This window comes from Puniceibacterium antarcticum (genome assembly GCF_002760615.1).
Taxonomy (GTDB): Bacteria; Pseudomonadota; Alphaproteobacteria; order Rhodobacterales; family Rhodobacteraceae; genus Puniceibacterium; species Puniceibacterium antarcticum.
Window position 1 is genome coordinate 21715 of sequence record NZ_AWWI01000131.1, and the last position, 12188, is coordinate 33902.

The following is a 12188-nucleotide window of genomic DNA, read 5'->3' on the forward strand; positions in this document are numbered from 1 at the left end:
ACCGCCGTCGATCTAGAGCAAAGGATCACCCCAGCACCCGGACCAGAGTCAAGCCGAAGGCCCCGATCCTGTCCCGCCCTAAAACGCCTTGAACGTCAGCGTCGTCAGCGTGCGTTCCAGCCCCTTGATCCCGCTCATGTGCTCGTTGATGAAATGGCCCACATCCTGCCCCTCGGGCACGTAGAGCTTGACCAGCAGGTCATAATCGCCACTTGTCGAATACAATTCGGAATGGATTTCGCGCAGGGCAATCTCTTCGGCCACCGAATAGGTGGTGCCGGGGGTGCAGCGGATCTGGACAAAGACGCAGGTGGTCATGGAAGGCTCCTAATTCTGTGCGCAAAAGCTGGCACAGCCACCCCGCCCGCACAATCGCAAAACGTGCCGCCCCCCTTGGCCCGACCGCCCGCGCCGCCTATAAGCCCTTCGAACGCCACAAACTGGCAGGAGAGCCCCATGCGCACCGCGACCGTCACCCGCGCCACATCCGAGACCGAGATCACTGTCGAGATCAACCTCGACGGCACCGGGAGCTATGACAACCAGACCGGCATCGGCTTCTTTGACCACATGCTGGACCAGCTGTCGCGCCACGCGCTGATCGACATGACCGTGCGTGCCAAGGGCGATCTGCACATCGACGACCACCACACGGTCGAAGACACCGGCATTGCGCTCGGTCAGGCACTGGTCAAGGCTCTGGGCGACAAGACAGGCATCCGCCGCTACGGGTCCTGCCTGCTGCCCATGGATGACGCACAGGTGCGCTGTGCGCTCGACCTCTCTGCGCGGCCCTTCCTGATCTGGAATGTGCCCATGCCCAGCCCAAAGATCGGCACGTTTGACACCGAACTGGTGCGCGAATTCTTTCAGGCGCTCAGCACCCATGGCGGCATCACCCTGCACATCGACCTCCTGCACGGCTTCAACAGCCACCACATCGCCGAGGCCACGTTCAAATCCGTGGCCCGTGCCCTGCGCGAAGCCGTCGAAACCGACCCCCGCACAGCGCAGGCCATCCCCTCGACCAAAGGCGCGCTCTAACCCCGCGCCCCCACTGACACTACAGGATCAAGGCACCCCATGCTGACAGCCATCATCGACTACGAAAGCGGCAATCTGCACTCCTGCCAAAAGGCCTTTGAACGCATGGCGGCGGAAACTGGCGCCGGGTCGGTCATCGTCACCACCGACGCCGATGTGGTGGCAAAGGCCGACCGCATCGTCCTGCCCGGCGACGGCGCCTTTCCCGCCTGCGCCACCGCCCTGCGCGGCGACAGCGGCCTCTACAACGCTATGGTCGAAGCGGTCGAGGTCAAGGCCCGCCCCTTCCTCGGCATCTGCGTCGGCATGCAGCTCATGGCCCGCAAGGGGCATGAATACACCGAAACCGACGGTCTGGGCTGGATCGACGGAGAGGTCATGCACATCGCGCCCAAGGACCGCTCCTTCAAGGTGCCGCATATGGGCTGGAACGATCTGGTCCTGAACCACCCGCACCCGGTGCTGGACGGCATCAAGACCGGCGATCACGCCTATTTCGTGCATTCCTACCAGATCCGCATGGCCGACATGACCCAGCGCATCGCCCATGTGGACTATGCCGAGGAAATCACCGCCATCGTCGGACGCGACAACATGCTGGGCCTGCAGTTCCACCCGGAAAAATCCGCCGACAACGGCCTGCGCATGATCGCCAACTTCCTGAAATGGAAACCCTGAGGTCAGATAGGGGATAGGATGGGCCTGAGCGTCAGATCATGACCCGGAGTGCCTCTGCGCAAGGAGAAGCCACCGTTCGTCATAGTGCGAAGAACGGCGGCTCTGAGTCCAGAATAAAAGATGCTGCGCCATCAAGACATGTCTGGTTTTTGGGTCTGCTGGAGCGAAATCGTAATTTCCACCTAATTGTTCGAGGCCCGCGAATGAGCCACGAGCGCATTTGCATGTCCGTGACCGAGCCCATGTTCAGACTTAAGCCAAGCAACCGTCTCCATGTGCTTCTCTTCGGGTCTGGCTGAGATCAGGTCGAGCCAATGCTGAACCGGCTTGCCGTAAGTCTTCTCGATAGAAGGGAAATAGGACGCGGGGCCTTTGACCTTCTCTTCCATGAAATGGTTCCTCTAAAGTCGATACACTCTATCGCAGAATACCGGAACACACGGCAAAGCCACAACCGTCTAGTTGGGAGATGTCCCATAGTGGAGCAAGCGCAGCAACCAATGCGCCAAATAGCTTCGTTAGAACCAAACTTATTGACGCCTTTCTATTTACGAAAGCCGACATTGGCAAAATCGCAGCGAAAGTCCCCATTTTCCGCACCCCCGACCTTGGCGCAAGAAGCGCTGAAAGGCCGGTCTGGCGAGGATATTCGTGACGTTTGAGCAACCTCACGTGCCACGCAAACCCGACTCCCAGCCACACGGTTTCCATACGCAATCCATACGGTTTCCATATCGCGTTTTTGCTGTAATGCCAAAGGCTTGAACATGAAAAAGGGGCCGACACAGCACTGTCGGCCCCCGTATGGGCGATGGACGCGCCCGCGACGTTCAGATCTAGTTAACCCGCTGCCAGGTCTGCTTGGAACACAGCAGCCCGCCCAGCACGCAGCCCGACAATTTCACCGTATTGCCGTCCAGCTGCATCTTGCCCATGTAGATCTTGTCATTCGACGGGCGCCAGACCTTGCCCTCATAGGCGCCGTTGCCCTGTGGCACCATGTTGATCACCAGCACCTTGCCGATATTGGGGGATTTGTATTCGCCCGACGCGTTGAACGTGCGCTCAATCGTCCCGCAAATCATTGTGCCACAAGGCTTTAGCCCCACCAGCGCATAACTCCCGTCATCAGGCTCGGTCTGCCATGTGCCCTCGATCGGGTCCGCCCAGACCGCCCCGGCACACAGGCTCAGCGTCAGAACAATCGCACTCAGTCTCTTCATGTCTCAACTCCTCCCAAAGTCCTCTCACCAACCATGCGAACAGGCCGCATTCCGATCAAGTCTGACGTCAGGTCGCGTTGCATCTGTCGTTCCGTCATGCAAAACACGCAGCAGATATTTCAGGGAAAGCTGCGCATGATCCTCTACCCCGCCATCGACCTCAAGGATGGTCAGGCCGTCCGCCTTCTGCGCGGCGACATGGAAAAATCCACTGTTTTCAACGATAAGCCCGCCGATCAGGCCCGTGCCTTTGCCGATGCGGGCTGTGAATGGCTGCATCTCGTCGACCTCAACGGCGCGTTTGCCGGAACGCCGGTCAATGGCGACGCGGTCGATGCCATCCTCGCCGCCTGCCCCGGCATCCCCGCCCAGCTGGGCGGCGGCATCCGCGACATGGCCACAATCGAGGCCTGGCTGACCAAGGGCCTCGCCCGGGTGATTCTGGGCACCGTCGCTGTGGAAAACCCTGACCTCGTGCGCGAAGCCGCCCGCGCCTTTCCCGGTCAGGTCGCCGTCGGAATCGACGCCCGCGACGGTCGTGTGGCAACCAAAGGCTGGGCCACGGAAACCGACGTGATGGTCACAGACCTCGCCAAATCCTTCGAAGATGCAGGCGTCGCCGCCATCATCTACACCGACATCAACCGCGACGGCGCCATGCAGGGCCCCAACATCCCCGCGACCGAGGCTCTGGCCCGCGCCGTCACCATCCCCGTCATCGCCTCGGGGGGTGTCAGCTCTCTGGCCGACCTCACCGCCCTGCGCGACACCGGCGTGATCTCGGGCGCCATCTCAGGCCGCGCCCTCTATGACGGCGCCCTTGACCTGCGTGCTGCGCTGAAGGCCCTCCAGAGCGCATGAACCGGGTCTTTGCGGCGCTGGTGTTCGGCCCGATCCTGCTCTGGATCCTGTGCATCGCCGCCGTGATGATCCTCTCCGGCCCCTTCGGCTGCACCATCCACGAGGGCTTTGCCAATCCCTGCCTCGTCTGGGGCACGGATCAGTCCGAAAATGCCTATACCTTCGGCATGCTGGGCGCATGGGGGCCGCTCTTCTTCGGTCCGCTTGTGATGGGCGTCGCGATGCTCTGGGGCATCTTCGCGCTGATCCGCCGCGCACGACGCTAGCCCCCGACCCGCGCAGGCAGGAAAATCACCCGCCGTTTCAAACGATTGCCGCACAAGGCACAGCCGCCTCTGGCATCACCGGCCATTCCCGCCTAAAAGGTGATCAAACACCAACTGAACGGCGGCCCCATGCTCAAGACCCGCATCATCCCCTGCCTCGACGTGGCCGACGGCCGCGTGGTCAAAGGCGTGAATTTTGTCGATCTGCGCGACGCAGGCGACCCCGTCGATGCCGCCCGCGCCTATGACGCCGCCGGCGCAGACGAGATCTGCTTTCTCGACATCAACGCAACCCACGAAAACCGCGGCACCATGTTCGACGTGGTCACCCGCACCGCTGAGCAATGCTTCATCCCCCTCACCGTCGGCGGCGGTGTGCGCACGGTGGCGGATGTCCGTGCACTGCTGCTCGCGGGCGCTGACAAGGTCAGCTTCAATTCGGCGGCCGTCGCCAACCCCGACGTGGTGACCGAGGCAGCAGACCAGTTCGGCAGCCAGTGCATCGTCGTTGCCATCGACGCCAAGACCGTGGCCCCCGGCAAGTGGGAGGTTTTCACGCATGGCGGCCGCCGCGCCACCGGCATCGACGCTGTGGACTTTGCCATGACCATGACAGCCAAGGGCGCCGGGGAAATCCTGCTCACCTCGATGGACAAGGATGGCACCCGCTCGGGCTTCAACCTTCCCCTGACCCGCGCGATCAGCGATGCGGTCAGCGTCCCCGTCATCGCGTCCGGGGGCGTCGGCACGCTTGATCACCTGGTCGAAGGCGTAACCGAAGGGGGCGCAAGCGCGGTCCTCGCCGCCTCCATCTTCCACTTCGGCGACTTCACCATCGCCGAGGCCAAGGCGCATATGCAGGCGGCCGGCGTGCCGATGCGCCTGTCATGACCCTCGACGACCTTGCCGAAACAATCGCCCAGCGCGCAAATGCTGATCCAGACAGCAGCTGGACCGCGAAGTTGCTGGCCAAGGGTCCGGAAAAATGCGCCGAAAAGTTTGGCGAAGAGGCGATCGAGGCGATCATCGAAGCCGTCAAAGGCGACCGCACCCGCCTCACCTGCGAAGCGGCGGATGTGCTCTTTCACCTGCTGGTCATGCTGCAGTCCCGCGACGTCCCGCTCGCTGACGTCATGGCAGAACTCGAACGCCGCCAGGGCACCTCGGGGCTCGCCGAAAAGGCTGCCCGTCCCGCGTCCTGAGCCTGCCTTCATCTGCCCTCAAATATCCCGGGGAGCGCGAGGGGCTGGCCCCTCGTTGCGACATGCCCACCCACACAACCCCTTGAACCGATAAAACACCGGATGGGACGGCGGGCGGGGCGCCTTTCGGCCCTGCCGAAACAGCGCCGCATGCTGTCACAGCTTTGACGAAATCACACCGGTTGCAAAACCACCCATGCGCAGTTCACCGAACAGCCGCTGATATTCGATCTTGGGACAGCGGTTCTGGATCACATCCACCCCACGCGCCTCGGCTACCGCCGCCGCCGCCGCATGCTCCACACCAATCTGCATCCATATCGTGCGCAGCCCCTCCAGCACCTCCAGCGCCTCGTGGACCACCCCCGGCACCGCCTCTGAGCGGCGGAAGATATCCACCATATCCACCAGCTCGGAAATGTCGCTCAGCGACGCCCGCACCTCCTGCCCGAACAGCCTCTCGCCCGCATGGCCCGGATTGACCGGGATCACCTTGTACCCTTTCAGCGACAGATAGCGCGCCACGTAGTAAGACGGGCGAACCGGGTTCATAGACACGCCGACAACCGCGATCACCTTGGTGCGCGTCAGGATGTCCTTGAGAAAGGGATCGGAAATGCTCATACCCGCACGCTACACTGCCCGCGCAGAAGAAAGCAGAATAAAAAAGCGCCCAAGGAAACCTTGGGCGCCAGTGTGGAACGAGGGACAGTGAAGGTGTCGCAGGGGTTCCAGTCCTGCGATCCTGATAAGCAGATAGGCTCAGATGCCACAGTTTAAAGCCGTGTAAAGAAATTGTGAACAAAAGTCTTGCCTTTTCTCATATGGCAATGTCCATTTCTCGCCCCTCCTCCCGCTGCACCGACTCGTGCAGATGTTCCGACGGATCCAACCCCACCTTGCGTGCGCCCCGCAGCAGGAACAGTTTCCCAACCCCGGCCCATCCCCCGATCGACGGCGCCGTTGCGTCGCAGGGGAACCGCGCTCTCCAGCCTTCGGGCAGGGGCAGGCCCCGCATCTCCAGCTTGCCCAGCATCCAGACCAACGACAGGTTCGAAAGCCCCCGCGCCGCGCTGAATCCCCCCAGTTGCCCACCCACATCGCCATGGGTGCCCGGGAACCACAGCTGCTCCACCGTCCCGGTCCAGCCCGGCGGGCACTGCCACAGCACAGGCGCATAGACACGGCGGCGTTCGTTCAGCGCCAGCGCATGATAGCCAAACCGGATCGAGCGCCCCAGTTCATGGTTGTGAAAGGCATGGCCATCCTGCACCATCCGCCACAGCAGTGGCACCCGCAGCCCCAGCGCTTTGACTGTGTCCCAGACACCCACCATCTCGATCATCGTTTCGGGATGGCAATACAGCCGGGCAAAGGCGCGGGCCGCCGTCCCGCCGGGATCCATCTGATACAGGCGATAGATCTGGCGAATGTTGCTTTCGGTCGCCGCATCGCGCCGGATCAGCCCGATCCGGTCGATTATCCCGGCCAAAGATCGTACCGCATAGGCCCCGCGCGAATATCCCATCAGGAAAATCCGATCCCCGGGCCTGTAATGCGAGGCAAGATAGCCATAGGCGCGCCGGATCTGTCGGTTGATCCCACGCCCCAGCATCACATCCACGGTTGCGCCCCAGTCCGGCCATTGCAGACCGGCCTCGTAATAGACCGTCACCGACCCGCCCTGTTCGCGCAGCAGCCGATAGGTCAGACCGGCATTGGTCTCTTCCCCCGGGGTTATGGACGACAATGTGCCGTCCAGAATGATCACGTGATCGCGCGGGCCACGCGCGGCAGACAAAGTGGAATGGCGAGAGGCAAAGCGCCCCGCGAGCCATCCCAGCGCCTTGTCACTCAGCCGCGATCTGACCATCCTGCATCATGTCCCAAACACGTTGTGGCGTGAACGGCATATCCGCCTGCCGCACGCCACGATCCCACAGCGCGTCCTGCACCGCATTGGACACGGCGGCAAGCGCGCCAACCGTACCCGCCTCACCACAACCCTTCATCCCCATGGGATTGGCCGTCGACGGCACCACCTCGGTCGAAAAGTGGATCATCGGCACGTCATCCGCCCGGGGCATGGCGTAATCCATGAAACTGGCTGACAGCAGCTGGCCGGTTTCGTCATAGACCACACGTTCCTGCAGCGCCTGACCGATGCCCTGGACCACACCGCCATGCACCTGCCCCTCGGCCAGCATCGGATTGATCAGATTGCCGAAATCATCCACCACCGTATAACGCTCCACGCTCACGCGGCCGGTGTCCGGGTCAATCTCGACCTCAGCGATATGGGCACCATTGGGATAGGACCGCCCGGGCAGTTGCGCGGTTGCCTTGTGGCTCAGCAAATCCATGCGCCCGGCGGCCCGGGCCATCTCGGCCACCTCCAGCATGGTCGGGGTCAGGTTGGACCCTTCGGCACGGAACCGTTCATCGTCAAAGCGGACCTGATCCGCAGGCACACCCATATCATCCGCCAGAAAGGCAGAGAATTTCTCGACAATCTGAGAGACCGCCGTCAGCGTCACGTTGGTCTGCACCGTGACCGACCGGGATCCGCCGGTGCCGCCACCCTGGGCGATCAGGTCACTGTCGCCCTGCACTACACGGATACGCTCTGCCGGAATGCCGGTCTGATCCGAAAGGAACTGGGCATAAACGGTTTCGTGCCCCTGCCCGTTGGATTGTGTCCCCACATAAATCACGGCGCTTCCATCCTCCTCGAACGTGACTTGCACGTTCTCACTAGGAGAGCCCAAAATGCTTTCGATATAGTAACACAGCCCCTGGCCGCGCAGCTTTCCCGCCTTCTGCGACGCCGCCTTGCGGGCCGCGTATCCGGCGCGATCCGCCGTCTGCGCGGCGCGGTCCAGCACTCGCGCAAATTCACCCACATCATAGGTTTCCCCCACAAGCGTGGTGAAGGGAAACTGGTCCGGACGGATGAAATTCGCCTTGCGCAGCTCCCAGGGATCAACACCCAGTTCACGCGCGGCACGATCCATGACACGTTCCAGCACATAGATCGCCTCGGGGCGGCCTGCCCCGCGATAGGCATCGACCTGCGTCGTGTTGGTGTAGATGCCGTCGACCTGAATGAACATCGTAGGAATGTCGTAAACCCCGGGAAGAACCCGCGAAAACAGCTGTGTCTGGATCAGCTGGGCAAAATTCGAGTTATATGCGCCCAGATTGCTGACCGTCTGCAGCCGGTAGCCGGTGATACGGTTGTCCGCGTCAAAGGCCAGCTCGGCCTGCGTGACCAGATCGCGCCCGGCATTGTCGCTCAGCATCGCCTCGCCCCGGTCGGACATCCAGCGCACCGGACGCCCCAGCGCCCGCGCCGCCTGAGCACAGACAAAATACTCAGGGTACGGCATCCCTTTCATGCCGAACCCACCCCCCACATCCGGGTTGGTGACGCGCACATTGTCCGGCGCAAGCCCCAGCATGTCGACCAGGTTCTGCTTGAGACCCCAAACCCCCTGCCCGCCAAAGGCCAGATGCAACCGGCTGCCATCCCATTCGGCGTAACAGCCGCGCGGCTCCATGGAATTCACGATGATCCGGTTGTCACCGACCTCAAGGCTGACGGTGCGCGCCGCCGCCGCAAAGGCCGCATCGGTCGCCTCCTTGTCACCCAGCGCCCAGTCGAACGCCTTGTTGTTGGGCGCCTCGGGGTGGATCGCCGCGCCGCCCACGGCAAGGTCAACATGCACCGGCAAGTCGTCATAATCGAATGCGATCAGCTCGGCCGCATCGCGCGCCTGCTGCAGCGTGTCGGCAAAGATCATGGCAATCGCCTCACCGACAAAGCGCACGCGCCCGCGCGCCAGCAGCGGACGTTCCGGCGCCGCCCCCATGCTACCATCCTGATTCTTGGCCACGGTCGCGCCCATACCCAGTTTCATGCCCGCATCCAGCAGATCCTGCGCGGTCAGCACCAGATGCACGCCCTCTGCGGCCTGTGCCTCGGATACGTCGAGCGTGGTGATCTCGCCATGTGCCACGGATGAGCGCAGTACATAGCCGTGCAGTGCCCCTTCGGGCGCGATGTCGTCCACATAGCGCCCATGCCCGGTCAGCAGGCGCGTATCCTCGACCCGCTTGACCGCTTGGCTCTTGCCGAATTTATCCATGACCCGTTCCCTCAGACCTATCCGCGTTAGGCGGGACAGTAGCCTGCCCGGTCAGGGTGTCCAGAGGGCGCGGATCAAAGACGCCTCAGTCCTCGTCGGACTTCTCCGTGCCGTAACGCTTGAACAATCCGCCTTGGGTGAAGAAAAAGCCAAAGATGATCGCGCTCAGTCCGAAAGTCTTGAAGTAGACCCATGTTTCCGTGCTCATCGTGCGCCAGATCACCTCGTTCGCAACCGCCAGCGCAAAGAACAGCGCGCAGACCCGCTTGGTCAGCAGCATCCAGCCCTCGTGCTCCAGCGGCATGAGCCCGTCCATCGCGAATCTCAGATAGCTTTGCCCGCGCAGCAGCCCAAAGCCCAGAATGCCGGCGAACAGCAGATAGATCAGCGTCGGCTTCATCTTGAAGAACCGCTCGTCATTCAGCCAGACCGACAGTCCGCCAAACACCGTGACCAGTATCACTGTGACAACCTGCATCCGGCTCAGCTTGCCCGTCAGCGCCCAAAGCGCGGCTGTCGATGCCATCAGAACCGGGATGAACCCCGCCGTCACCAGGATAAACCCTTCATATTCCGTCCCGCCGATCAGAAAACTGCGGTCCTTGAGCCAGAGATAGGCCACAAAGAACAACAGGATCGGTCCAAGTTCCAGCGCGGTTTTCAGGGTCGGATTGATCTTGCGTTCTGCCATGGGGGCCTCCGTTTCGCGTACCTTATGGGGGGGTTATCCAGAGAACTCAACAATCACCGCACCCAGTGCAATCAGCGACATCAGGGCAATACGTCGCGGCCCGACGGTTTCCTTGAGCACGAGCCAGCCGATGAGCGCGGCAAAGACCGTCGAGGTCTCGCGCAGCACCGCCGCCTCACCCACTTTATCCAGCCGGGTGGCCAGCATGATCGAGCCGAAACTGCCAAAGGCGATCACACCGCCCGCCACGCCCCGCAGCATCAGCGGTGCAAGCGTGGGGCGGTCTTGCATCTGCCGCCAGCGGTGAGCGGCATAAAACGGCAGCACGATGCCGTCGATCACGAAGAACCAGGCGAGAAAGGTGAACGGATCCGCCGTCGCCCGAATTCCATAGGCGTCATAGGTGGTGTAAAGCGCCACGAAGAGCCCGGTGACAAAGGCAAGCCCCAGGGCCGCCATCAGCGTATCGCGCTGGGGCTGCAGATAGATCATGTTGTAGACGGCAAGGCCGAAGATGCCCGACAGCAGCACGCCCACACCAACCCATTGCATCGGCTGGAACACCTCGCCGAACAGGAAATAGGCTCCGATCACCGCAAACAACGGCCCAGTCCCGCGCACCACCGGATAGACCACCGTATAGGCGCCCTTGGTATAGGCCATGGCCTGCAGGCATTTGTAGGAGATGTGAATCAACCAGACCACGGCAAAGATCGGCCACATATGCGGCTCGGGCCAGGGCACGACAAACAGCGCGACGGGCAGCGCCATGACAAAGACGCTGGCATCAATCGCGCCGCGTGTGAGCCAGGGATCGTGCCGCCCCTTTTGCAACGCGCCAAACACCGCATGCAGGAAAGCCGCCGTGATGGCGAGGATCAGGGCCAGATCATGCCCCGCTTCGGTGCCCTCGAGCGAGAGGAGCCAAGCACTCACTTGCAGGCTTTCTGAATTTTGATAGGGCGGAGCCGGAGGGCCAGCCCTCCGGACCTCCCGGGATATTTAGGGGCAGATGAAAGGGGTGAAGAGAAAGAGGGCGGTCGCTTCATTCGGTGTCGAGGCCTGTCAGTGCAGCGGCGAATTCCTCGGGGTCGAAGGCCTGCAGATCGTCGATCTGTTCGCCCACTCCGATGGCATGGATCGGCAGGCCAAACTTGTCCGCAAGCGCCACCAGCACGCCCCCCCGGGCCGTGCCGTCGAGTTTGGTCATCACGAGGCCAGAGACATTGGCAAGTTTCTGGAAGGTTTCGACCTGGCGCAGGGCGTTCTGGCCAGTCGTGGCATCCAGCACCAGCAGCGTGTTGTGCGGGGCGTCGGGATCTTTTTTGCGGATCACGCGCACGATCTTGGCCAGTTCCTCCATCAGATCGGCGCGGTTCTGCAGCCGTCCGGCAGTGTCGATCATCAGAAGGTCCGCGCCATCGGCCTGCGCCTTGGTCATCGCCTCGAAGGCGAGGCTGGCGGGGTCCGATCCTTCGGGCGCGGTCAGCACCGGCACGCCGGCGCGGTCGCCCCAGACCTGCAACTGTTCCACAGCGGCGGCGCGGAAGGTATCGCCTGCGGCAATCACCACGGATTTGCCCGCAGCACGGAACTGTGCGGCGAGTTTGCCGATGGTCGTCGTCTTGCCCGACCCGTTCACCCCCACAACCAGCACCACCTGCGGCTTGGTGGGATAGAGCGGCATGGGCTTGGCGACCGACTCCATGATCCTGGCAACTTCGGCGGCGAGCAGTTGCTTGATTTCGCGGGTCGAGACTTTGCGTCCCATCCGACCTTCGGCCATATTGGCGGTGACGCGCAGGGCGGTGTCGACACCCATGTCGGCGGCAATCAGCAGCTCTTCGATCTGTTCCAGCATCGCGTCATCCAGCGTGCGGCGCAGGACCGGCGCGCCATCGCCGCGCTTGAACAGCCGTCCCAGAACGCCGCCGCCGCTGCGCCCCGGATTGGTGGCCAGCTCGTGTGGTGGGCTTGCGGGTGTTTCAGGTCTGGCGCCGGACAGCTCTTGGGGTGGCGGGGTCAGGCGCGCCGCGGGCTGCGGCATCGGATCGCTGGGGGCCGGGACGCTGGGC

15 protein-coding genes are annotated in these 12188 nt (G+C 62.6%); 6 read left to right on the forward strand and 9 right to left on the reverse strand.

Going from position 1 to position 12188, the window contains the following annotated elements:
- Positions 1-78 precede the first annotated feature (78 nt).
- Positions 79-318: an Lrp/AsnC family transcriptional regulator gene (locus P775_RS20010; RefSeq protein ID WP_099912651.1), complete on the reverse strand. Its 240-nt coding sequence runs from the start codon at positions 316-318 to the stop codon at positions 79-81.
- Between the two features lie 138 nt (positions 319-456).
- Between P775_RS20010 and hisB the strand changes: the two genes are divergently transcribed.
- Both hisB and hisH read left to right on the forward strand, forming a co-directional pair.
- On the forward strand, positions 457-1044 hold the full coding sequence (gene hisB, locus P775_RS20015) for an imidazoleglycerol-phosphate dehydratase HisB (protein WP_099912652.1): 588 nt from the start codon (positions 457-459) through the stop codon (positions 1042-1044).
- 39 nt (positions 1045-1083) lie between these two features.
- The gene (hisH, locus tag P775_RS20020; RefSeq protein ID WP_099912653.1) at positions 1084-1722 is read left to right on the forward strand and encodes an imidazole glycerol phosphate synthase subunit HisH; all 639 of its coding nucleotides are present in this window, start codon (positions 1084-1086) and stop codon (positions 1720-1722) included.
- Positions 1723-1904: 182 nt separating this feature from the next.
- Here the strand turns inward: hisH and P775_RS20025 are convergent, their stop codons facing one another.
- Both P775_RS20025 and P775_RS20030 read right to left on the reverse strand, forming a co-directional pair.
- Complete coding sequence (locus tag P775_RS20025) at positions 1905-2111, reverse strand: DUF4287 domain-containing protein (RefSeq protein WP_099912654.1); 207 nt, start codon at positions 2109-2111, stop codon at positions 1905-1907.
- Positions 2112-2558: 447 nt separating this feature from the next.
- Entirely contained in the window at positions 2559-2945 is a 387-nt protein-coding gene (locus P775_RS20030; RefSeq protein WP_099912655.1) for a DUF2147 domain-containing protein, read from the reverse strand.
- 135 nt (positions 2946-3080) lie between these two features.
- Between P775_RS20030 and hisA the strand changes: the two genes are divergently transcribed.
- The 4 genes from hisA (at position 3081) to P775_RS20050 (ending at position 5274) form a co-directional block, all read left to right on the forward strand.
- Positions 3081-3806, forward strand: a complete 726-nt coding sequence (gene hisA, locus P775_RS20035) for a 1-(5-phosphoribosyl)-5-[(5-phosphoribosylamino)methylideneamino]imidazole-4-carboxamide isomerase (protein ID WP_099912664.1) — start codon at positions 3081-3083, stop codon at positions 3804-3806.
- Complete coding sequence (locus P775_RS20040) at positions 3803-4072, forward strand: hypothetical protein (protein WP_245875782.1); 270 nt, start codon at positions 3803-3805, stop codon at positions 4070-4072. Before hisA ends, P775_RS20040 begins: the two co-directional genes overlap by 4 nt.
- A 129-nt stretch (positions 4073-4201) precedes the next feature.
- A complete protein-coding gene (gene hisF / locus P775_RS20045; RefSeq protein ID WP_099912656.1) occupies positions 4202-4963 on the forward strand; it encodes an imidazole glycerol phosphate synthase subunit HisF in 762 nt (253 codons plus the stop codon).
- The gene (locus tag P775_RS20050) at positions 4960-5274 is read left to right on the forward strand and encodes a phosphoribosyl-ATP diphosphatase (protein ID WP_099912657.1); all 315 of its coding nucleotides are present in this window, start codon (positions 4960-4962) and stop codon (positions 5272-5274) included. The genes hisF and P775_RS20050 overlap by 4 nt, the downstream gene beginning before the upstream one ends.
- Positions 5275-5430: 156 nt before the next feature.
- On the opposite strand, the gene P775_RS20055 is transcribed toward P775_RS20050, so the two are convergent.
- From P775_RS20055 to ftsY, 6 genes are all read right to left on the reverse strand, one after another.
- Positions 5431-5898, reverse strand: a complete 468-nt coding sequence (locus P775_RS20055) for a CoA-binding protein (RefSeq protein ID WP_099912658.1) — start codon at positions 5896-5898, stop codon at positions 5431-5433.
- A gap of 196 nt (positions 5899-6094) precedes the next feature.
- Positions 6095-7147: a DUF2235 domain-containing protein gene (locus P775_RS20060; protein WP_099912659.1), complete on the reverse strand. Its 1053-nt coding sequence runs from the start codon at positions 7145-7147 to the stop codon at positions 6095-6097.
- Positions 7125-9422 (reverse strand): xanthine dehydrogenase family protein molybdopterin-binding subunit, encoded by a 2298-nt coding sequence (locus P775_RS20065; RefSeq protein WP_099912660.1) that lies wholly within the window; start codon positions 9420-9422, stop codon positions 7125-7127. Before P775_RS20065 ends, P775_RS20060 begins: the two co-directional genes overlap by 23 nt.
- 85 nt (positions 9423-9507) lie before the next feature.
- On the reverse strand, positions 9508-10113 hold the full coding sequence (locus P775_RS20070) for an inner membrane-spanning protein YciB (protein ID WP_099912661.1): 606 nt from the start codon (positions 10111-10113) through the stop codon (positions 9508-9510).
- 33 nt (positions 10114-10146) lie between these two features.
- Complete coding sequence (locus P775_RS20075) at positions 10147-11049, reverse strand: EamA family transporter (RefSeq protein WP_099912662.1); 903 nt, start codon at positions 11047-11049, stop codon at positions 10147-10149.
- 109 nt (positions 11050-11158) lie between these two features.
- Positions 11159-12188, reverse strand: a 1030-nt coding sequence (gene ftsY, locus P775_RS20080) for a signal recognition particle-docking protein FtsY (protein WP_099912666.1), incomplete at its 5' end; no start/stop codon positions are given.